Origin of the sequence: Stenotrophomonas pavanii, from assembly GCF_900101175.1 — a bacterium.
GTDB classification, from domain to species: Bacteria; Pseudomonadota; Gammaproteobacteria; order Xanthomonadales; family Xanthomonadaceae; genus Stenotrophomonas; species Stenotrophomonas pavanii.
Window position 1 is genome coordinate 22,719 of sequence record NZ_FNFQ01000012.1, and the last position, 20,083, is coordinate 42,801.

Genomic DNA, 20,083 nt, shown 5'->3' on the forward strand with positions numbered 1-20,083 from the left:
TGTTTTAACACGCTGCTAACACGTACCTTGGAGAGATAGATGAACGTTCGTAATCCCGCAGTGCGGTTCGGCCTGCTGCCGGCCGGCATTGCGCTGGCGCTGGCGCCGGCCTTTGCTTCCGCCCAGGAAGCAAAGGGCACCACCGACCTGGACCGCATTTCGGTCACCGGCTCGCGCATCCGCGGCGCTTCGGTGGAGACCCAGCAGCCGATCCTGACGATGACCCGCGAATCCCTGGAAAAGCAGGGCTTCTCGAGCGTCGCCGACGTGCTGAACAACCTGACCTCGGCCGGCTCCCCGGCCATTTCGCGTTCGGAGTCGCTGGCTTCGGGCGAGAACGTGGGCGGCTACTACGTCGACATCCGCAATCTGGGCGCCCAGCGCACCCTGGTGCTGATGAACGGCAAGCGCCTGGGCGCAACCACCGCCGGTTACCAGGATCTGAGCCAGATCCCGATGTCGGCCGTTGAGCGCATCGAAATCCTGAAGGACGGCGCCTCGTCGATCTACGGTTCCGACGCCATCGCCGGCGTGGTCAACGTGATCACCCGCAAGAACTTCGACGGCGGCGAAGCCAACGTCTACGTCGGCCAGTACGGCAAGGGCGACGGCGACACCGAAACCTATTCGATGACCCTCGGTGCCCGCGGCGAGCGCGGCAGCCTGACCCTGTCGGCCGAGTACTCGAAGCAGGACCCGGTGTGGGCCAAGGACCGCTGGTACAGCCGTGACGGCTCGCTGGGTCCGAACTCGACCTCGGCCACCTGGAGCCCGATCAGCCAGAACGGCAGCTGGTGCAACCCGACCCAGGTCAACTGCGGCGACTCCAAGCAGGCTGTCTGGAAGACCCTGAACGCCGGCGGCAACCCGAAGAACCCGAATGACTACCACGTCATCACGGCAGACGAATTCGCCAACTCCAACGAGCAGATGACCCTGCTGACCGGTGTGAAGCGCAAGTCGGTCTACATCAACGGTACCTACGACTTCACCGATTCGATCAGCCTGAACACCGACGTGCTCTACAACGAGCGCCAGACGTTCCAGCAGATCGCCGGCTATCCGTTCCAGTCCAACTCCTTCGGCACCCCGCTGGAAGGTTCGAGCGCCTTCAACCCGGTCGGCCAGGACGTCAGCTTCCGTCGTCGCCTGTGGGAAGTGCCGCGTACCACTGACAGCCAGCTGAAGACCCTGCGCTTCGCTCCGACCCTGACCGGCTTCTTCGAGCTGGGCGGCAAGACCTTCGACTGGGATGTCGGCGCGCTGTGGAACCGCAACGAGTCGATCAAGAGCAACCGCGGCGACATGAGCCTGATCGCTGCAGGCCAGGCGCTGGGCCCGTCGTTCATCGACGCCGGCGGCATTGCCCGCTGCGGCACCTCGGCCAAGCCGATCCTGGGCGACTGCCGCCCGTGGAACCCGCTGCTGCCGTACGGTGTTGATGGCCAGGGTTCGCTGGCGAACCAGGAACTGCAGGACTTCCTGTTCCCGACCTTCACCACCCGCGGCGTCACCAAGACCACCAGCTTCACCGCCAACCTGTCGGGCGCCATCGTGACCCTGCCGGCCGGCGACCTGGGCTTCGCCCTGGGTGTCGAGCACCGCAAGGAAGAAGGCAACTACGTGCCGGACGCCTTCGCGCAGTCGGGCCAGTCCACCGGCCTGGGCCAGAAGCCGACCCGCGGCCAGTACGATCTGAACGAGGTCTACCTCGAGCTGAACGTGCCGCTGCTGGCCGACATGGCCTTCGCCAAGGAACTGACCCTGAACGTTGCCAGCCGTTACTCGGACTACAGCAACTTCGGCGGCACCACCAACAGCAAGTTCGGCCTGACCTGGCGTCCGCTGGATGAGCTGCTGGTCCGCGGCACCTACGCCGAGGGCTTCCGCGCTCCGACCATCAGCGACCTGTACGGTGGCCTGAGCTCGAGCTTCGAGTCGTACATCGATCCGTGCGGCGTGAAGGCCCCGGGCAGCGTTGCCGGCAATGCCGCATGCACCGCCGCCGGCGCTCCGGCCAACTACGTGCAGCTGGGCCAGGGCAACCTGCCGTGCTCGACCCTGCCGTGCCAGTCGGGTGACCAGTTCGTCTCGGGTGCCAACCCGAACCTGAAGCCGGAAACCTCCAAGAGCACCACCTTCGGCCTGGTGTGGAGCCCGCGTTGGGTGCAGGGCCTGGACGTCTCGCTGGATTGGTACAAGTACGAAATCAGCGACATGATCATCGCTGACAGCGTCGACCGCATCCTGCGTGACTGCTACGTGCTGGGCAACGCCGAGCGCTGCTCGAGCGTGACCCGTGCGGCTGACGGCCACGTCAGTGCGATCACCTACGGCACCGCCAACCTCGGCAAGATGAAGACCGAAGGTTACGACCTGGGCATCAAGTACCGCCTGCCGGAACTGGCCATCGGTCAGTTCAGCATCGACTGGCAGACCAGCTACACCGCCAAGTACGACGAGCAGGGCCAGAACAGCGCGGGTGACAACATCATGATCGGCCGCGTCGGCGAGCCGGGCCTGTTCCGCGTGCGTTCGAACCTGGGAGTCAACTGGCAGTACGGCGATTTCGGTGTGAACTACACCGCGCGCTACTACTCCGGCATGAAGGAAAGCTGCATCTCGCTGGCTGATGGCTGGTGCGATGCGCCGAACCACATGGCCAACGGCGAGACCGATCCGCTGCGTCACACCGGTTCCAACACCTTCCACGACCTGCAGGTCAGCTGGAAGGCACCGTGGGATGCGACGATCGCCCTGGGCGCGAACAACGTGTTCGACCACAAGGGTCCGCTGCAGTACTCGGCTCCGAACTCGGCGTTCGCCTACTACGGCGGCTTCGACGTGGGTCGCTTCCTGTACATGAAGTACACCCAGCGCTTCTGATCCATCGAAGTGCGGTAGCAACAGAAGGAGGGCGGACCGAACGGTCCGCCCTCTTTTTTTGTAGGGTTTTTCCGGAAACTGTTGGAAGGTGAGCGCAGTCACGGTCCCGTCGTGTCGTAATCAACACAGTCAGGAGGTCCAATACCGGACGCTTGCATGTGGAGAGGGATATGAAGCACACGTTGCTGCGCCAGGCATCAGCGGCTGTACTGATCTATGCGACGCTGGTGGGCGCGGTGTTCGCGCAGGGCCTCGGGGTCTGCGGTGGCGGCCTCTACTGCGAAGAGTTCCGCCAGCAATGCCTGGCCAGTGGCAAGTCACCGGTCATCTGCGAGTCGCAGTACCGTCGTTGCGTGCAGGACGCCTGCGGTACTCGCTGATGCAGCAAGGGCGCACCGCGTGGGTGCGCCCCTTGTCATTGGGCCATCGGCAACGCGCTCAGGCGTCGCTGGGTGCCAGCCCCATCAGCGCATTGGCGTGCTCGCGCCACTGCGGCAGCTTGTTGAGCACGCCTGCACGCTGCAGGTAGTCCTCGTCCACCGGGTCGCCATTGACCAGCGCCAGCGCCACATGCACCGCCCCGGTCACCCAGAAGCTGCGGGTGTTGGCACGCTGCGGCTGCAGGTGGAAGGCCACCGCTTCGATGATCGGCATCGGCAGGCCCCACAGGCCCAGCAGGTAGGCACCGGCCTCGGCATGGCCGGGGCGCGCATCGCCGGCCAGCGAAGGTTCGCTGCGTTCGTTGCGTACGCCCGGCAGCAGCAGGCCGATGTCGGCCAGCAGCGCGGCGGTCGCACCCAGTTCGGCACTGGACTCGGGCAGCAGGCGCGCGGCCAGCCGCGAGGCAAGCAGTGCCCGCTGCTGCAGCGAATTGCGCTCGGCAGGCGACAGCGTCGGTGCCGAGAAGACTTCGCTGGCCAGCACCAGGTCGCGCAGCGTCGCCAGGCCCAGCCGGGTCACCGCGGTCCGCAGGTCGGCGATGGTGCGGCCCTGGCTGAAGAACGCCGAGTTCGACAGCTGCAGCACCTTGGCTGCGATCGCAGGATCGGCGGCCACCAGCTTGGCCACGTCGGCGCTGTCGGTGTCGTCGTCATGCTCCAGCGCCTGGGTCAGGCTCAGGTACAGGTGTGGCGGCGAAGGCAGTTTCTCGATGCGGCCGATGGCATCGCGCAGGCGCGGGCTGTCCAGCACTTCGCGCAGCTCTTCCAGGCTGGTCAGCGCTTCCAGCAGCACTTCCGGCGCCAGCGGCAGCGGCAGGAAACGATGGGCGACACCGATCAGGCGCGCCGGCGGCGGCCGGTTGCCGTGCTGGGCATCAACCAGCGCGATGCGGATGGTTTCCGGGCGCAAGGTGCGGATCTGGCCCAGCAACGTGGTGGCATTGAGATCGGGCAACTGCGGGCAGACGATCACCGCATCGACGCCCTGCGTGGCCACCGCGTTCATCGCGGCCTGGCCATCGGTGGCGGTCAACGGCTGCCAGTCTTCCCCAAGATCGGCAATGAATTCGGTCAGCTCGGCCGGCAGGCTGGCTGCATCCCCAACAAGCAGAATACGCACGACACATTCCCCTGGCTGTCTCGACGATGGATGTCGATGACGTGTGAAGTGACGCAATTTACCTAATACGGCACCAAGTGTGATGTGCCGTCGTCATGAAACGTGACCCGCATCGCTCCGGCGGACTGCCGCCGGAGCGATGCGGTTCAGGCTCAGGCCTTGCTGTCGAGATGGCGCTGGTGCGCCTCGATCAGGATCTGCTTGGCCTCGGCGGCGCCGCCCCAACCGTCGAGCTTGACCCACTTGCCCTTTTCCAGGTCCTTGTAGTGCTCGAAGAAGTGGCCGATGCGCTCCAGCCAGTGGCTGGACACCTGGGCAATGTCTTCGACGTGGGCGTAGCCGCTGAAGATCTTCGAGACCGGCACGGCCAGGATCTTCTCGTCGCTGCCGGCCTCATCGCTCATCTTCAGCACGCCGACCGGGCGGCAGCGCACGACCGAGCCCGGCACCAGCGGCAGCGGCAGCACCACCAGCACGTCGGCCGGATCGCCGTCGCCACACAGGGTGCTCGGCACGTAGCCGTAGTTGCACGGGTAGCGCATCGGGGTGGACAGGATGCGGTCGACGAAGATCGCGCCGGTTTCCTTGTCCACTTCGTACTTCACCGGCTCCGAGTCCTTCGGAATCTCGATGATGACGTTGATTTCTTCCGGCGGGTTCTTGCCGGGCGAGACGAGTTCCAGACCCATGGTGTGCTCCAGGTGGGGGATGTAGACGGATAGCTGGCCATTTTATGCCTTTGCCGGGCGCTGTGCAGCGGGGAAGGTGCTGACGGCGGTGCGCGGCAGGTGCCCACCTGGCGGGCCGGGGTTGGCTGATGGGGCCTGCCGGTGCGGCAGGGCAGGCTGTACGCACCTTCCCGAGGAGTCTTCATATGAGAATGTCCGCACTGCCGCTCTGCCTGTCCTGCGCGCTGCTTGTTGCGCCCGCGGCCCAGGCCGACCCCTACGTGGATCTGATCGACTATCCGCAGCAGGAAGCCAACTGGGACCGCTTCTTTGCATTGGAGGGCAGGCTGCAGCAGGGTTTCGACAGCATCTGCGGGGACACCTTCTGCGAAGGGGAATACAGCGATATTCACCCCCTGCGACTGCGCTGCTCGGTGGATGCCGCGCGGGGAACGGTTCGCGAGTGCCTGTGGGCATTTGCCGCCAGCGATCTGGCGGTGTCCGCGAACGATGGCGCGATCGAGGCCCGGCAACCGACCTGGTTGTGCCGCCTGCCGCTGGTGGCGGGTACCCCGGTGGAGTCCTTCCATGCCGCGCTGGCCGCGCGTGATCCCTTGCATGACCCGCTGCCGGGCAGCTCGCAGAGCGTCTATGACGCGCTGACCGAGTGCATCCATTGATGTAAACGTGACGTATTCGCATTTAAAGGGTAGCATGCGCGGCGCTCCCGTCTGTCGTCCCGGCCTCGCGCATGTCTTCCAATGCTGCCTCCCTCACCGAACTGCTGATCCGCGAGCGGCCCGCGCTGTTGCGTCGTGTGCAACGGATACTGGGGGGCGACAACGGCGCCGAAGACGTGATCCAGGCGGTGTGGTTCAAGGCGCGTGGGGTCGATGACAGCCAGGCCATCGACAACCCGCGCGCCTATCTGTATCGGTTGGCCGCCAACCTGGCCACCGACCACGGCCGCGAGTCGACCCGGCGCAACCGCCTGCTGGCCGATCATTACCTGTGGGGGCCGGACGAGGTGATCTCGACCGAAGAACAGGCCATGGCACAGGATGAACTGCAGCGCGTGCTCGACGCGGCCGGCCATCTGCCCGAGCCGACCCGCACCATCTTCCGGCTCAACCGCCTGCAGGGCCAGACCCAGGCGGAGATCGCACGCCGCCTCGGGGTTTCGGTGACCACCGTGGAAAACCATGTACGCAGCGCGCTGCAACGCCTGGCCTGGGCGCGCAGTGGCCGATGATCACGCCGGCTTGGGGTTGGCGCGCGCGCAGACGTCTTGATCATTGACCGTGGATGCGGTCCAGTTCCCCCGCGCTTGAACGCGCCTGTCAGCCAGCCGATGCGCCCGCCGAACATGCCGCCTGCCGCCGATGACAATGCCCTGGCCGAACAGGCCCGGGGCTGGATCGCGTGGCTGGCCTCGGGCGACATCAGCGATGCGCGCATGCAGGCGTTTGAACGCTGGCTGCAACAGCCGGGACACCGCCGGGTCTTCGAATACGAGCGTGCGCTGTGGCGCAGTGTCGGGCCGCGCGCACCGGCCGCGGGCCCGGGCCGTCGGCGCCCGCGACGATTGCGCTGGGCCATGGCTGCGGCGGCGATGCTGGCGATGCTGGTGGCCTGGCCCGAGGCCTGGCTGCGCCTGCAGTCCGATCATCGCAGCACGTATCAGGTACGGAGCGTGCTGCTACCCGACGGCAGCCATGCGGTGCTGGATGCCGACAGTGCGATTGCGGTGCACTTTGATGCGAACGCGCGCGAGGTCGAGCTGCTGCGCGGGCGTGCCTGGTTCGAGGTCGGCCCGGATCCGCAGCGGCGTTTCCGCGTGCGCGCCGGCAATGGCCTGGTCGAGGACATCTCCACCGCGTTCACCGTCGCGCGTGGCGACCACGGGGTGGAAACCCAGGTCGGGCAGGGCAGGGTACGCGTGGCCAGCCCGGTCGACGGCGGCTGGACCTACCTGCAGCAGGGGCAACGTGCGGTCTACGCTGAGCACGGCGGCGTCATGCGGCTGGCCGACGTGACCACCGACAGCGTCGGCGCCTGGCGCCGGGGCGAGCTGCTGCTGGAACAGGCCAACGTGGCCGATGCCGTGCAGTGGGTGGGGCGCTATCGCACGGGCCCGACCTTCGTGCGCGGTGATCTGTCACGACTGCCTGCAGTCAGTGCCGCATTGCGCATCGATCGTCCGGAACAGGCGCTGGATGCGCTGGCCGCGACGGCTGGATTGCAGGTCACACGCCTGCCACTGGGCGTCGCCATCGTGCAGTAGATCCACGCCCTGCGTGGATGATCGTCCCAGTGTGCCGGTCAACGGTCGGCACCTGCCGCGGCCGCACATCGCTCTTGGGGCTGTCGCGCGCCCAGCCGTCTTACCCCGCGAACGTACACGCCGCCGCCACGTACGTCGCCGTGTCCGCCCGTGCTGCGGATGACGCCGCGTTCGCGGCACCGATTACCTGACAGGTTTCCCATGTACAACTTCCACCGCTCGGGCCGCGTGCTGCGCCCGTCCCGCCTGTGCATCGCGCTGCTCGCCGCCGGCCTGGCCACTGCTGCGCCGGCCGCCTTGGCCCAGAGTGCCGGCAGTGACCACGCTGTCGTGCAGCGCTTCGACATTCCCGCGCAACCACTGGATGAGGCGCTGCGCAGCTACATGCGCCAGTCTGGCGTGCAGGTGGTCTACCCCGCTGCGCTGGCACGTGGCGTAACCTCCCGCGCAGTCAGTGGCAGCCTTCCGGCGCACCAGGCGTTGCAACAGCTGCTGCAGGGCAGCGGCCTGGCGGTGCGCCGGGTCGGCGCAGAGGCCGTCACCCTGCAAGCGACGACGCTGGCGCAGGCGGACAGTGAAGTGATCGTCACCGACACACTGAGCGTGGCCGGCGACCGGGTCGACAGCGGCGCGAGCAGTGATGAAGCACGCCTGCTCGACAGCTACCGCAGCGTGGGCTCCACCACCACGCTCAGTCGCGCCCATTTGGAGCGTTTCCGTGGTACCTCCAACGGCGACATCATCAAGGGCGTGGCCGGTGTCACCGCCGGTGATCCGCGCGTGGGCAACGGCTTCGACGTCAACATCCGCGGCATCCAGGGCCAGGGCCGTGTGCCGGTGATCATCGATGGCGGTCAGTCCAGCATGGACACCTACCGCGGCTATGCGGGCCAGTCGCAGCGCACCTACCTCGACCCGGACCTGATCTCCAGCCTGACCATCAGCAAGGGCCCGAGCCTGCAGGCCAACGCCTCCGGTGGCATCGGCGGCGTGGTCGAGATGGAGACGTTGAAGATCGGCGACGTGCTGCGCGAGGGCCGCGACGTCGGCGTGCGCGTGCGCGGTGGCCTGGCCAATGGCAGCGCCAACAACCTGCCGTCCTACAGTGCGGCGCCACGCACCGATCGCAGCGCCACCGGCAGCCAGTTCTTCAACGTGGCCGCCGCCGGTCATTGGGACCGCTTCGATCTGGTCGCTGCCTACGCTTACCGCGACAATGGCAACTACTTCTCGGGCCGGCATGGCTACGACGATTTCCCGCAGACCCGTCGCACCCTGGCGCCGTTGAATCCGCCGCGTACCGAGGTGTTCAACACCTCCTCGCGCTCGAAGTCGGCGCTGCTCAAGGGCACCTGGCGCATCGACGACGCGCAGACGCTGGAGGCCGGTTACCGCCGTTATGAAGGCACCGCCGGCGAGATCATGGCCTCGCAGATCATCCGGGTGGATCGTGACCGCATTCCGCAGTGGGATCCGGGCCACGTCGACATGGACAGCTACAGCCTGCGCTACCGCTTCAACCCGGACAGTGAGCGGGTCGACCTCCGCATCAATGCCGCCTACACCGATACCGACAGCGTGATGTACAACAGCCTGACCGGCATCACGCCGTGGTACTTCGATCGCCGCACCGAGTGGTACGACGCGCCCAGCTTCAGTGGCGATCCCGGCTACAAGGATGCCTACCGGAACCCGCTGCGGCAGAAGCGCTTCAACCTGGATGCCAGCAACACCTCGACGTTCGACACCCACGCCGGTGCGTTCACGCTGGACTACGGCCTGTCCTACAGCGACGAAGACATCGCGCCGGGCAGCTCGGGCCCGATCAAGCACGACGACCTGGTCAACAACCGCTTCCTGCGCAACGCCGAGCGCAAGGAATACAGCGCCGTGGCCTCGCTGAAGTGGCAGCCCGATGAACATTGGGAACTGCTGGCCGGCGGCCGCTGGAACCGCGTGGAGGTGCACGACCGCAACCGCTTGGCCACGCCCGAGGCCTACGCGGTGCAGGGCCAGTACCGCTACACCGAGCTGCTCAACGGCAACCCGGCACTGCCGTCGTGGCGCGCCAAGCGCATCGCGCTGCTGAACTGGTATCCGGATGCCAGCGGCAACTTCACCCAGGCCTCGCTGCTGGCCTCGCCGTATAAGAAGGGCACGGTGGCCGACATCGCCGGCTGGAACTTCTACGACGCCGGCAAGGCGCAGGACCTGGAGGTGCCGGTCAGCTGGAGCTGGTCGCAGCCGATCCGCCGCCGCGACTCCGCGTTCTCGCCTACCGCCAGCGTGGCCTACCGCTTCAGCGAAGACACCCTGGTCTACGTGAAGTACGCCGAAGGCACCAAGCTGCCGAGCCTGTTCGAGACCACGCTGGGCCTGTTCACCGCCGCTAAACCGGTGGGTGAGCTCAAGCCGGAGCGTGCGCGCAGCTGGGAAATCGGCGCCAGCACCCTCCGCTACGACCTGTTCACTGCCGGCGACCGCCTGGCGCTGAAGCTGGCGTATTTCGATACCCGCATCGACGACCTGATCACCCGCGATTACCGCACGCTGTCGGCCGGCCTGATCCGCAACGTGGACCAGTTCAAGGTCTCGGGCATGGAGTTCCAGTCCAGCTATGACAGCGGGAAGGTGTTTGCCGACCTGTCCGCGCATTATTACTTCAAGGCCAAGACCTGCGCGCCAGACATCGCCGCCGAGCGCCGGGCCTATGGCGCACAGCGCAGGAACGATGAGCTGGCCCACACGCCCGACTGCGTGGACGGCGGCTTCGAGGGGTCGTACACCAACACCCAGAACCCGCCGCGCTACATGGTCAACCTGACCCTGGGCTCGCGCCTGTTCGACGAGCGCCTGGCCTTCGGCACCCGCGTGGTCCACAACGCCGGCCCGATCAGCGCGCTGGACAAGGACTGGAACGTGGGCCTGTCGGCGATCCAGCAGCTGTACCGGCCAACCACGCTGGTGGATCTGTTCGCCAGCTGGCGCTTCAACGACCAGCTGTCGGTCGACGCCGGCGTGGACAACCTGACCGACCGCTACTACCTGGATCCGCTGGCGTTGGGCGTGATGCCGGCCCCGGGCCGCACTGCGCGGCTGGCGCTGACCTGGAAGTACTGACCGATCGTGGATGAGCGATGGGGTCGGATCCCTTTCCTGCGGAAAGGGCTCTGACCCCAACAGCGCGGGATACCCCGCTTACAGCCCCGTCGCCGCCTTCACGGCGTCCTCGTGCAGCGACTCGTTCAGCTCGTCCACCACGGTGGTCCATGCCGCATCAGCCTGCAGCGACTCGGACAGGAACTGGCGCTGGGCGTCGGTCCAGTAGGGCGCCTCGACCACTTCCACGTCGGTGGCCAGCTGGTGCTCGCGGATGAAGCGGGCGATGCCCTCGGCGCTGGCGTCCAGGCCCAGTTGGAGGAACAGGTTGGTCATGCGCGGTTCGGTGGTGATCATCAGCGGTGTCCTGCAGCAAGAAGGGATGGTCCATTATCGGTATCCACCGCCTTGGGGAAAGCCCCGTGGCAAACGTCTACAGCACGACGACTCCCTGGCATTCCCCATGAACGCATACCTCGCTCCCGAAGACAGCCGCAGCCTACGGCTCAAGGCCGCCACCCGCGACAGTCACGCTGCCCTGGACAAGCGCATCATGGCCGGCGACATCTTCGCCGACCGCAGCAACTTCGCCCGTTTCCTGCGCGTGCAGTACCGCTTCCACCGCAGCATTGATGCGCTGTACGCCAACCCTGCGCTGGACGCGCTGCTGCCCGGCCTGGGCGAGCGCCGCCGCCTGGCCCAGGTTGCCCGCGATCTGCAGGACCTGGAGCAGGCGCTCCCGGGCGCGGACATCGCCGCACTGCCCTCGGACTTGGCGCTGCCGGCGGCCCTCGGCTGGCTGTACGTGGCCGAAGGCTCCAACCTGGGCGGCACCGTGCTGTACAAGATGGCCGCCAGGCTCGGCCTGGACCGTGATTTCGGCGCCCGCCACCTGGCCGCGCATCCGGATGGCGCCGCGCGCCACTGGCGCGAGTTCACCGCTGCGCTGGACGCGGTTGCGCTGAGCGCCGAGCAGGAACAGCAGGTGATCGACGCCGCCGATGCCGCGTTCCGCAGCGTGCACGGCCATGTCGAAGCGGAATTCGACTGATGTGCCACGTCTGCGCACGGAGACCGCGCTGATGCGCTGGCTCTGGTTCGCGCTGGGCTGGGTGATGGTCGGCCTCGGGGTGATCGGCGCGTTGCTGCCGGTGATGCCCACCACCATCTTCCTGATCCTGGCCGTGGGCTGCTTCGCGCGCAGCTCGCCGAAGTTCGAGCAGCGCCTGCTCGCACATCCGCGCTATGGCCCGTCGCTGCGGCTGTGGCGCGAGCAGGGCGCGGTGTCGCGCAAGGGCAAGGCGTTCGCCAGTGCAGGGATGGCGCTGGGCTTTGTGCTGTTCTGCTGGGGCGCGCAGCCGTCATGGCGCCTGCTGCTGGGCGTGGGCCTGTTCTTTGCGGCCAGCGCTGGCTACGTGCTCAGCCGGCCAGCACCGCGTCTGGAGTCCCCTCCGGTCGTGGAAGTGGACGATGCCACGGACCCGCGCGCGGCCCGCCACCGCGCCGCGCCCCCGGGCGATGAGGGAACCCGGAACGATGCTGCCTGCTGACCTGGCCCCCGACGTAGTGGTGAAGTCGGTGATGATCGCGCTGGCCCTGGCCTCGCTGGCGACCTGGGCCGTGCTGCTGGCCAAGGGCTGCGAACTGGCCCGCGCCGAGCCTGCCCGGCGAGCGCGCCGCATCTTCATGGTGGCCGCACCGCTGGCCCGTGCCGGTTTCGTTCTTCCTGCGTGGCCGCTGACCGCCGTCGGGGTCGGATCCCTTTCCGCAGGAAAGGGCTCTGACCCCGTCAAGCCTGCCATCCACGCATCGCGTGGACCTACAACAACGGCACCAGCAGCAGCGCCACGATGTTGATGATCTTGATCAGCGGATTGATCGCCGGCCCGGCGGTGTCCTTGTACGGGTCACCGACGGTATCGCCGGTCACCGCAGCCTTGTGCGCTTCGCTGCCCTTGCCGCCGAAGTGGCCGTCCTCGATGTACTTCTTGGCGTTGTCCCAGGCGCCGCCGCCGGTGGTCATCGAAATGGCCACGAACAGGCCGGTCACGATCGTGCCGATCAGCAGGCCGCCCAGCGCGCGGGGCCCCAGCAGCAGGCCGACCACCACCGGCACCGCCACCGGCAGCAATGACGGCACGATCATTTCGCGGATCGCCGACCGGGTCAGCATGTCCACCGCCTTGTCGTACTGCGGCTTGCCGGTGCCCTGCATGATGCCGGGGATCTCGCGGAACTGGCGGCGCACTTCTTCCACCACTGCGCCCGCCGCGCGGCCGACCGCTTCCATCGCCATCGCACCGAACAGGTACGGAATCAGGCCGCCGATCAGCAGGCCGATGATCACCGTGTGGTCGCTGAGGTCGAAGCGGAATTCCTGTCCGGGATGCGCGGCCTGCAGGTTGTGCGTGTAGTCGGCGAACAGCACGAGCGCGGCCAGTGCCGCCGAGCCGATCGCATAGCCCTTGGTCACCGCCTTGGTGGTGTTGCCCACCGCATCCAGTGGATCGGTGATGTCGCGGATCTCGGAAGGCAGCTCGGCCATTTCAGCGATGCCGCCGGCGTTGTCGGTGATCGGCCCGTAGGCGTCCAGGGCGACGATCATGCCGGCCATCGACAGCATCGCGGTGGCGGCGATGGCGATGCCGTACAGGCCCCCCAGCGCGAACGCGCCCCAGATTGCCGCACACACCGCCACCACCGGCAGCGCGGTGGACTTCATCGAGATGCCGAGGCCGGCGATGATGTTGGTGCCGTGGCCGGTGGTCGAGGCCTGTGCCACGTGCTGCACCGGCTTGTACTGGGTGCCGGTGTAGTACTCGGTGATCCACACGATCAGGCCGGTCAGGAGCAGCCCGATCAGCGCGCAGCCATACAGCGCCATCGGCCCATGTACGTTGTCCGACATCAGCCCGGTGGTGATCGGGTAGAAGGCGATCGCGGCCAGCACGCCGGACACCATCACGCCCTTGTACAGCGCACCCATGATCGAGCCGCCGGGCTTCACCTTGACGAACAGCGCGCCGATGATCGACGCGATGATCGACACGCCGCCCAGCACCAGTGGGTAGAGCACGGCATTGGCGCCTGCCTCGGCCAGCATCAGGCTGCCCAGCAGCATCGTTGCGATGACGGTGACCGCATAGGTTTCGAACAGGTCGGCGGCCATGCCGGCGCAGTCGCCGACGTTGTCACCGACGTTGTCGGCGATCACCGCCGGGTTGCGCGGGTCGTCCTCGGGAATGCCGGCTTCAACCTTGCCGACCAGATCGGCGCCGACGTCGGCGCCCTTGGTGAAGATGCCACCCCCCAGCCGCGCGAAGATCGAGATCAGCGAGGAACCGAAGGCCAGGCCGACCAGCGCATGCAGCGCCTGCTCCATCGGCAGGCCCAGGCGCAGCAGCAACGCGTAGTAGCCGGCCACGCCCAGCAGGCCCAGCCCGACCACCAGCATGCCGGTGATCGCGCCACCGCGGAAGGCGACGTCCATCGCCGCGCTGATGCCATGGCGTGCAGCTTCGGCAGTGCGCACGTTGGCGCGTACCGACACGTTCATGCCGATGTAGCCGGCCGCGCCGGACAGCACTGCGCCCACCGCAAAACCAATCGCGGTGTACCAGCTGAGGAAGATGCCGACCAGCACGAACAGCACCACGCCGGCGATGCCGATGGTCAGGTACTGGCGGTTGAGGTAGGCGCGCGCGCCCTCCTGGATCGCGGTGGCGATCGCGACCATGCGCTCATTGCCGGTGGGTTGGCGCAGGATCCAGCGCGCCGAGACGATTCCGAACAGGATCGCGAGAATGGCGCAGCCCAGCGCCAATGACAGCCCGTGACGTTCCAGCATTAGACCCCTCCGCAGAATGGATGTAGGCATCCAGTGGCGATGAACGGCACCACGAGGGGGACGACGGGCTGCAGCCTGGAACCAACCCGTACCGACCTTGGCGGTCGTCCGACGTATGGCGGTGTTCAGCATTCCCTGGTGCCCGCAGTATGCGTGCCGCCACTTGTAGAGTCGAGCCATGCTCGACTGGCGCTCTACGAGCGCGCGGGCCCTGCCGCCGGGCCATGGGCACGATCCGAGAGCCATCCGGCCTTTGCGCCCCGTTAAGCCAGTCTCTGCAAGCCTGCGCACAGTCCCGTAGGAGATCCCACATGCGCCTGTCCCTGTTGATGCTTGCCGCCCTGGTCCCGGCCGTGCCGGCATTCGCCGCGGAAACCCCGGAACTGCAGCGTGCCGTGGGCGCGCCCCAGGCGGTGGGTGCGGTGCATACGTTGCGCCAGATCCCCGAGGCCTGCGCGCGGCTGGAAGGTGCGTTCACCGGCGATGCCGCCGCGCCGTACCGCTTCTCTGCCGTGCGTACCAGCGAACAGTGCCAGCCACGCGCGCGCTTCGTCGATTACACCAAGGCGCAGCCAAGTGCGGACAAGGGCTGGAAACTCAACGATGTGATCCGCGTGCCGAACGCGGCGTGCCCGGCCCAGCAGGCCGTGGTGCGGGTGTGGCGCCTTCCGTCGAGCAACAAGGTCGAGCTGGACGGCCAGGGCCAGTCGCGCATCTACCTGGAGGAGGCGAAGAAGCAGGCCGCGGCCGGGCAGATTCCGCAGGTGACGATGTTCGCCGCGCAGTTGCAGATGGAAGGCAAGGCCTGCAATTGAGGCCGTCCAGCAGCGCGAATCCACGCAGGGCGTGGATCTACTGGATGGGAGACCTGGGTAGTGCCGGCCGCTGGCCGGCATCCCGCCATCTTCACTCCGCCAGCGTCGCCCCACGCGCCACCAGCAGCTCGCGCAACGCCCTGCGATGGCAGTGCGCTTCGTCTTCGCAGTAGCAGCCCACGCTGAGGTCGCTGTGCCGCGACATCGCGGCCAGCAGGTCCAGCGCGTGGGCCGCATCCGGGGCCTTCATCTCAGTCGTGTAGCGGCGGAAGAAGGCCGTCCAGTCGGCCACCGACTTGGCCTCGTGCGCCTGCTTCACCAGCGCCGCGCTGGGTGACAGGGTCGGGAACCAGACGTCGTACCAGTCCTGTCGTGCGAACTCGCTGCGTGGCACGCCCCGCGGCGGCCGCCTGACGGTGCCGATGCGCAGCCCCTCGCCGGGGTGGCGCGGCGTACCCAGTCGAACAACACGCAGTGCCATGGCATCTCTCCAAAAAGGGGACGGAGGGGATTAAGTCGTATCCGGCCCGTTGCTGACGCCGAGGGGCACGGAGGGGCCTATGCGACTTAATCCCCTCCGTCCCCTTTTTAGTGATCAGCCCTCGAAGGCCGGCAGCTTCTGCTTCACCGCCACATTCTTCAGGGTGACGTACTTGGGCAGGCCATCGGTGCCATACGGCAGCGGTGCTTCGCCCTTGATCAGCGGTGACAGGTAGGCGCGCGCCTTGGCCGTGATGCCGAAGCCATCGCGGCGGATGAAACCGGCCGGCATCTTCTTCTCGTGGTTGGCGATCTTCGACAACGGCGCGGCTTCGATCTTCCAGCGATACGGTGCATCGCTGCTGCGCACGATCACCGGCATCACGCCGTTCTGGCCCTTCAGTGCCAGCTGCACCGCGGCCTTGCCCACCGCCTGCGCCTGCTCCCAGTCGGTCCTGCTGGCCAGGTGGCGGGCCGAGCGCTGCAGGTAGTCGGGCAGTGCCCAGTGCACCTTCAGGCCCAGCTGATCCTTGACCCGGCCAGCCAGGTGCGCGGCCACGCCGCCCAGCTGCGCATGCCCAAACGAGTCCTTGCCACCGCCGGCATCGGCAACGAAGCGGCCATCGGCGGTGGCAATGCCCTCCGAGGCCACCACCACGCAATAGCCGACGCGCTCGACCACCGCCTTGACCCTGGCCAGGAACGCGGCCTCGTCGTAGGCGCGTTCGGGCAGCAGGATGATGTGCGGTGCTTCGTCATCACCGTTGCCGGCCAGGCCGGCGGCGGCGGCCAGCCAGCCGGCATGTCGGCCCATCGCCTCGTAGATGAAGACACGGGTCGAGGTCTCGGCCATCGCCGCGACGTCCAGCGCCGCTTCGCGCACCGAGACGGCGGTGTACTTGGCGGCGGAGCCGAAGCCAGGGCAGGTGTCGGTCACCGCCAGATCGTTGTCGATGGTCTTGGGCACGCCGATGCAGGTCAGGTCGTAGCCGGAGGCCTTGGCCAGCTGTGAGACCTTCAGCGCGGTATCGGCCGAGTCGTTGCCACCGTTGTAGAGGAACCAGCGCACGTCATGCGCGCGCAGCACCTCCAGCAGGCGGTCATAGCGGGCGCGGTCGGCGTCCAGCGACTTCAGCTTGACCCGGCACGAACCGAAGGCCCCGCCCGGGGTATGGGCGAGCGCACGGATCGCGGCGGCGCTCTCCTTGCTGGTGTCGATCAGCTCCTCGCGCAGCGCGCCGAGGATGCCGTTGCGGGCGGCCAGGACCTTGATGCCCTTGGCCCGGGCCTGCTCGATCACCGCCGCTGCCGTGGCATTGATGACGGCGGTGACACCGCCGGACTGGGCATAAAGGAGGGTACCGTTGCGCATGCTTCTACCTGTTGGGGGGAAGGGACATTGCAGGGACATTACCCGGATGCGGTAAAGTGGCGCTATTGCGGTGCAGCGATACCGGACCGTCCGGGACGCGAACCTTCTTTGTTTTCAACACGTTGGAGTCAGGTCAATGCGATTGGTTCTGTTGGGACCGCCCGGTTCGGGCAAGGGGACACAGGCGACGCGCCTGAAGGAAAAGCTGGGGATCGCCCACATTTCGACCGGTGACATGCTGCGCGCGGAAATCGCCGCCGGCACCGAGCTGGGCAAGCAGGCCAAGACGGTGATGGATGCCGGCAACCTGGTGTCGGACGACATCCTGCTGGGCATGCTGGAGTCGCGCCTGACCCAGGCCGATGTCGCCAAGGGCTTCATCCTCGATGGTTATCCGCGCAACGTGGCCCAGGCCAATGCGATGGACGGCCTGCTGGCCAAGATCGGCCAGCCGCTGGACGCGGTGGTGCAGCTGGATGTGCCCACCGAGCTGCTGGTGGACCGCATTGCCGGTCGTGCCAAGGAGCAGGGCCGCGCCGATGACAACCCGGAAGCAGTGCGCCAGCGCCTGCAGGTCTACAACGACCAGACCGCCCCGGTGGTCGACTTCTACGCCGGCCGTGGCACCCTGGCCCGCGTCGATGGCGTCGGCGAGCTGGACGAGATCGAAGCCCGCATCCTGGCGGCGATCAAGGCCTGATCCGGCAGGGCCGCGTGCTGCTGGCCCTGCGGGCGCAAAAAACACAGGCCTGGTCCGCGAGGATCAGGCCTGTGTCGTTTGATAGGCGCCAGCGAAGGGCTTGCTCAGGGCCCCGCAGCATGAGCTCCCTTGGGGATGGCCTCTTGGGGAGTAGGACCGGTTCGGGTACTGCGGCTGGCAGTTCGAATTGTGTCCGGGTTCACAGAACATCGCTATCGGGAATTCCCTGACAGCTGATTGGAGTTTTCTCACATCCCGTGTAGGGGTTGTCTTACCCGATAGCGGACATTGGCCCTATACAGCCGTCATCGGTCACAATCCTCGGTCATGAGCAGCGTACATATCCTTGCAATCGCCGGCACCTTCATGGGCGGCGTGGCCGCCCTGGCGCGTGAACTCGGGCATGCCGTCAGCGGCAGCGACCAGGCCATCTATCCGCCGATGTCGACCCAGCTCGAACAGTTGGGCATCACCCTGGACCAGGGCTACCGCGCCGACAGCGTGCCGGCCGGCACCGACGAGGTGGTGATCGGCAATGCGCTGTCGCGCGGCAATGCGGCCGTCGAAGCCGTGCTCGATGCCGGCCAGCGCTATATCTCCGGTGCGCAGTGGCTGTCCGAGCAGGTGTTGCCGGGCCGCGACACCCTGGCCGTGGCCGGTACCCACGGCAAGACCACCACCACCACCATCCTCACCTGGCTGCTGGAAAGCGCCGGGCGCTCGCCGGGCTTCCTGATCGGGGGCGTCGCCGAGGATTTCGGCGTCTCCGCGCGGCTGGGCCAGGGACGCGAGTTCGTGGTCGAAGCCGATGAGTACGACACGGCCTTCTTCGACAAGCGCAGCAAGTTCGTGCACTACCGGCCGCTGGTGGCCATCCTCAACAATCTTGAATACGACCACGCCGACATCTTCCCGGACGTGGCGGCGATCCAGCGCCAGTTCCACCACCTGGTGCGTACCGTACCCGCACGTGGGCGGCTGATCGTCAACGGCGAGGATCAGCACCTGGCCGAAGTGCTCGCGATGGGCTGCTGGACCCCGGTCGAGCGGTTTGGTTTCGATCCGTCGCTGGAGTGGCATGCCGAGCTGCTGGCCGCCGATGGCAGCGCGTTCCGCGTGCACCATCGTGGGCAGGCGCTGGGCGACGTGCAGTGGTCGCTGCTGGGCCGCCACAACGTGCTCAACGGATTGGCTGCGCTGGCCGCCGCGCATGCAGTGGGCGTGGCGCCGGCCGAGGTGATCCCGGCGCTGGCGCGCTTCCGCAGCGTCAAGCGCCGCATGGAAGTGATCGGCAGCCATGACGGCATCACCGTTTACGATGATTTCGCCCATCACCCGACCGCAATCGCCACCACCCTGGAAGGTCTGCGTGCCAAGGTGGGCGATGCGCGCATCGTGGTCGCGATGGAACCGCGCAGCAACTCGATGCGGCTGGGCGCGCACGCGCAGGCACTGGCCCCATCGCTGGCGCTGGCCGATGAAGTGGTGTTCCTGCATCGTCCGGAACTGGCCTGGGATGCAGCGGCGGTGATTGCCGCAGTGCGTGGCGAAGCGCACGCGGTGCCTGATACCGACGCATTGCTGGCACAGCTGCAGGCCAGCGCGCGCAGTGGCGACCACGTGGTGTTCATGTCCAACGGTGGCTTCGACGGCGCGCCGCGCCGCTTCCTCGCCGCGCTGCAGGCGCGATGACCGGCGATGGCTCGCTGCCGCTGTTCCCGCTGCACACCACGCTGGTGCCGGGTGCAGCGGTGGGCCTGCGTGTGTTCGAGCGCCGCTATCTGGACCTGGTCCGCGACAGCGGCCGCAGCGGTGAGGGATTTGGTGTCTGCCTGATCCTCGACGGCCAGGAAGTGGGCGCTCCGGCGACGCCGGCCGCCTTTGGCGTGCAGGTGCGCATCGAAGACTTCGATGTCGGCGCCGACGGCGTGCTGCAGCTGCGCCTGCGCGGCACCCGCCGTTTCCATGTCGAGCGTACCCGCGTGCGCGACAACGGCCTGGTGGTGGCCGACGTGCGTTGGTGCGATGAGGACCCCGACGACGAACTGCGGCCGCAGCACGCGCTGCTGGCCACGGTGCTGGGGCACATCATCGAACAGGCTGGCGAGGCCTATGCGCCGTCCAACCCGGCGTTGCTGGACCAGGCGAGCTGGGTCGGCTGGCGGTTGGCCGAGCTGTTGCCGCTGAGCGAGCAGCAGCGCCTGCAGCTGCTGCAGATGGACGACCCGCACCAGCGATTGCAGCAGTTGCTGGGCTGGATGCCGTAGCAGCCATCCACGCATGGCGTGGATCTACTGTAGCGCCGAGCCCATGCTCGGCGTGTTGGATCGTGCGAAGCGCAGCCGGGCATGGGCCCGGCGCTGCAGTGGGTG

The 20,083-nt window shown here is 67.2% G+C and carries 19 protein-coding genes; 13 read left to right on the plus strand and 6 right to left on the minus strand.

Annotated elements, in window-relative coordinates; genetic code table 11:
* Nucleotides 1-39: 39 nt before the first annotated feature.
* Both BLS66_RS17635 and BLS66_RS17640 read left to right on the plus strand, forming a co-directional pair.
* Nucleotides 40-2,886, plus strand: a complete 2,847-nt coding sequence (locus BLS66_RS17635; RefSeq protein ID WP_049466624.1) for a TonB-dependent receptor — start codon at nt 40-42, stop codon at nt 2,884-2,886.
* Nucleotides 2,887-3,056: 170 nt separating this feature from the next.
* The gene (locus tag BLS66_RS17640; RefSeq protein WP_049466627.1) at nt 3,057-3,266 is read left to right on the plus strand and encodes a hypothetical protein; all 210 of its coding nucleotides are present in this window, start codon (nt 3,057-3,059) and stop codon (nt 3,264-3,266) included.
* 58 nt (nt 3,267-3,324) lie between these two features.
* Here the strand turns inward: BLS66_RS17640 and BLS66_RS17645 are convergent, their stop codons facing one another.
* On the minus strand, nt 3,325-4,446 hold the full coding sequence (locus tag BLS66_RS17645) for an HDOD domain-containing protein (protein WP_057495195.1): 1,122 nt from the start codon (nt 4,444-4,446) through the stop codon (nt 3,325-3,327).
* A gap of 152 nt (nt 4,447-4,598) precedes the next feature.
* Nucleotides 4,599-5,135, minus strand: coding sequence for an inorganic diphosphatase (gene ppa, locus BLS66_RS17650; protein ID WP_005410935.1), 537 nt, complete (start codon nt 5,133-5,135; stop codon nt 4,599-4,601).
* A 185-nt stretch (nt 5,136-5,320) separates the two neighbouring features.
* On the opposite strand from ppa, the gene BLS66_RS17655 reads away from it, so the two are divergent.
* From BLS66_RS17655 to BLS66_RS17670, 4 genes are all read left to right on the plus strand, one after another.
* Nucleotides 5,321-5,794 carry a hypothetical protein gene (locus BLS66_RS17655; RefSeq protein ID WP_057495196.1) on the plus strand — a complete coding sequence of 158 codons (474 nt, stop codon included), beginning with the start codon at nt 5,321-5,323 and terminating at the stop codon, nt 5,792-5,794.
* Between the two features lie 71 nt (nt 5,795-5,865).
* Nucleotides 5,866-6,366, plus strand: a complete 501-nt coding sequence (locus tag BLS66_RS17660; protein WP_057495197.1) for an RNA polymerase sigma factor — start codon at nt 5,866-5,868, stop codon at nt 6,364-6,366.
* 99 nt (nt 6,367-6,465) lie between these two features.
* Nucleotides 6,466-7,398 (plus strand): FecR family protein, encoded by a 933-nt coding sequence (locus tag BLS66_RS17665; protein ID WP_057495198.1) that lies wholly within the window; start codon nt 6,466-6,468, stop codon nt 7,396-7,398.
* Nucleotides 7,399-7,599: 201 nt separating this feature from the next.
* The gene (locus BLS66_RS17670) at nt 7,600-10,518 is read left to right on the plus strand and encodes a TonB-dependent receptor (protein ID WP_074726436.1); all 2,919 of its coding nucleotides are present in this window, start codon (nt 7,600-7,602) and stop codon (nt 10,516-10,518) included.
* Nucleotides 10,519-10,596: 78 nt separating this feature from the next.
* Here BLS66_RS17670 and BLS66_RS17675 read toward each other — a convergent pair whose 3' ends face one another.
* Entirely contained in the window at nt 10,597-10,854 is a 258-nt protein-coding gene (locus BLS66_RS17675; protein ID WP_053461321.1) for a DUF2789 domain-containing protein, read from the minus strand.
* Between the two features lie 106 nt (nt 10,855-10,960).
* On the opposite strand from BLS66_RS17675, the gene BLS66_RS17680 reads away from it, so the two are divergent.
* From BLS66_RS17680 to BLS66_RS20970, 3 genes are read left to right on the plus strand one after another with little or no spacing between them, the layout of a single operon-like run.
* Nucleotides 10,961-11,548 carry a biliverdin-producing heme oxygenase gene (locus BLS66_RS17680; RefSeq protein WP_049466640.1) on the plus strand — a complete coding sequence of 196 codons (588 nt, stop codon included), beginning with the start codon at nt 10,961-10,963 and terminating at the stop codon, nt 11,546-11,548.
* A 31-nt stretch (nt 11,549-11,579) separates the two neighbouring features.
* Complete coding sequence (locus tag BLS66_RS17685) at nt 11,580-12,047, plus strand: YbaN family protein (RefSeq protein WP_057495212.1); 468 nt, start codon at nt 11,580-11,582, stop codon at nt 12,045-12,047.
* Nucleotides 12,034-12,354 (plus strand): hypothetical protein, encoded by a 321-nt coding sequence (locus tag BLS66_RS20970; protein ID WP_244153013.1) that lies wholly within the window; start codon nt 12,034-12,036, stop codon nt 12,352-12,354. Before BLS66_RS17685 ends, BLS66_RS20970 begins: the two co-directional genes overlap by 14 nt.
* Here BLS66_RS20970 and BLS66_RS17695 read toward each other — a convergent pair.
* The gene (locus BLS66_RS17695; protein ID WP_074726437.1) at nt 12,317-14,344 is read right to left on the minus strand and encodes a sodium-translocating pyrophosphatase; all 2,028 of its coding nucleotides are present in this window, start codon (nt 14,342-14,344) and stop codon (nt 12,317-12,319) included. The genes BLS66_RS20970 and BLS66_RS17695 overlap by 38 nt on opposite strands.
* A gap of 311 nt (nt 14,345-14,655) precedes the next feature.
* On the opposite strand from BLS66_RS17695, the gene BLS66_RS17700 reads away from it, so the two are divergent.
* The gene (locus BLS66_RS17700) at nt 14,656-15,159 is read left to right on the plus strand and encodes a hypothetical protein (protein WP_049438804.1); all 504 of its coding nucleotides are present in this window, start codon (nt 14,656-14,658) and stop codon (nt 15,157-15,159) included.
* 91 nt (nt 15,160-15,250) lie between these two features.
* Here the strand turns inward: BLS66_RS17700 and BLS66_RS17705 are convergent, their stop codons facing one another.
* Together BLS66_RS17705 and BLS66_RS17710 are read right to left on the minus strand one after the other, a co-directional pair.
* Nucleotides 15,251-15,640, minus strand: coding sequence for a DUF488 domain-containing protein (locus tag BLS66_RS17705; RefSeq protein WP_074726438.1), 390 nt, complete (start codon nt 15,638-15,640; stop codon nt 15,251-15,253).
* Nucleotides 15,641-15,754: 114 nt separating this feature from the next.
* Nucleotides 15,755-17,011 carry a 6-phosphofructokinase gene (locus tag BLS66_RS17710; protein ID WP_057495204.1) on the minus strand — a complete coding sequence of 419 codons (1,257 nt, stop codon included), beginning with the start codon at nt 17,009-17,011 and terminating at the stop codon, nt 15,755-15,757.
* Between the two features lie 136 nt (nt 17,012-17,147).
* On the opposite strand from BLS66_RS17710, the gene BLS66_RS17715 reads away from it, so the two are divergent.
* The 3 genes from BLS66_RS17715 to BLS66_RS17725 all read left to right on the plus strand — a co-directional run bounded on the left by BLS66_RS17715 (nt 17,148) and on the right by BLS66_RS17725 (nt 19,978).
* Nucleotides 17,148-17,711, plus strand: coding sequence for an adenylate kinase (locus BLS66_RS17715; RefSeq protein ID WP_005419045.1), 564 nt, complete (start codon nt 17,148-17,150; stop codon nt 17,709-17,711).
* A 327-nt stretch (nt 17,712-18,038) separates the two neighbouring features.
* Nucleotides 18,039-19,403 (plus strand): UDP-N-acetylmuramate:L-alanyl-gamma-D-glutamyl-meso-diaminopimelate ligase, encoded by a 1,365-nt coding sequence (mpl, locus tag BLS66_RS17720; RefSeq protein WP_053505849.1) that lies wholly within the window; start codon nt 18,039-18,041, stop codon nt 19,401-19,403.
* Entirely contained in the window at nt 19,400-19,978 is a 579-nt protein-coding gene (locus BLS66_RS17725; protein ID WP_074726439.1) for an LON peptidase substrate-binding domain-containing protein, read from the plus strand. Before mpl ends, BLS66_RS17725 begins: the two co-directional genes overlap by 4 nt.
* The last annotated feature ends 105 nt before the right edge of the window (nt 19,979-20,083 follow it).

Coding starts and splice junctions, on each gene's coding strand:
- BLS66_RS17635 (WP_049466624.1), top strand. CDS start 40: ATGAACGTTCGTAATCCCGCAGTGCGGTTCGGCCTGCTGCCGGCCGGC.
- BLS66_RS17640 (WP_049466627.1), top strand. CDS start 3,057: ATGAAGCACACGTTGCTGCGCCAGGCATCAGCGGCTGTACTGATCTAT.
- ppa (WP_005410935.1), bottom strand. CDS start 5,135: ATGGGTCTGGAACTCGTCTCGCCCGGCAAGAACCCGCCGGAAGAAATC.
- BLS66_RS17655 (WP_057495196.1), top strand. CDS start 5,321: ATGAGAATGTCCGCACTGCCGCTCTGCCTGTCCTGCGCGCTGCTTGTT.
- BLS66_RS17660 (WP_057495197.1), top strand. CDS start 5,866: ATGTCTTCCAATGCTGCCTCCCTCACCGAACTGCTGATCCGCGAGCGG.
- BLS66_RS17665 (WP_057495198.1), top strand. CDS start 6,466: ATGCGCCCGCCGAACATGCCGCCTGCCGCCGATGACAATGCCCTGGCC.
- BLS66_RS17670 (WP_074726436.1), top strand. CDS start 7,600: ATGTACAACTTCCACCGCTCGGGCCGCGTGCTGCGCCCGTCCCGCCTG.
- BLS66_RS17675 (WP_053461321.1), bottom strand. CDS start 10,854: ATGATCACCACCGAACCGCGCATGACCAACCTGTTCCTCCAACTGGGC.
- BLS66_RS17680 (WP_049466640.1), top strand. CDS start 10,961: ATGAACGCATACCTCGCTCCCGAAGACAGCCGCAGCCTACGGCTCAAG.
- BLS66_RS17685 (WP_057495212.1), top strand. CDS start 11,580: ATGCGCTGGCTCTGGTTCGCGCTGGGCTGGGTGATGGTCGGCCTCGGG.
- BLS66_RS20970 (WP_244153013.1), top strand. CDS start 12,034: ATGCTGCCTGCTGACCTGGCCCCCGACGTAGTGGTGAAGTCGGTGATG.
- BLS66_RS17695 (WP_074726437.1), bottom strand. CDS start 14,344: ATGCTGGAACGTCACGGGCTGTCATTGGCGCTGGGCTGCGCCATTCTC.
- BLS66_RS17700 (WP_049438804.1), top strand. CDS start 14,656: ATGCGCCTGTCCCTGTTGATGCTTGCCGCCCTGGTCCCGGCCGTGCCG.
- BLS66_RS17705 (WP_074726438.1), bottom strand. CDS start 15,640: ATGGCACTGCGTGTTGTTCGACTGGGTACGCCGCGCCACCCCGGCGAG.
- BLS66_RS17710 (WP_057495204.1), bottom strand. CDS start 17,011: ATGCGCAACGGTACCCTCCTTTATGCCCAGTCCGGCGGTGTCACCGCC.
- BLS66_RS17715 (WP_005419045.1), top strand. CDS start 17,148: ATGCGATTGGTTCTGTTGGGACCGCCCGGTTCGGGCAAGGGGACACAG.
- mpl (WP_053505849.1), top strand. CDS start 18,039: ATGAGCAGCGTACATATCCTTGCAATCGCCGGCACCTTCATGGGCGGC.
- BLS66_RS17725 (WP_074726439.1), top strand. CDS start 19,400: ATGACCGGCGATGGCTCGCTGCCGCTGTTCCCGCTGCACACCACGCTG.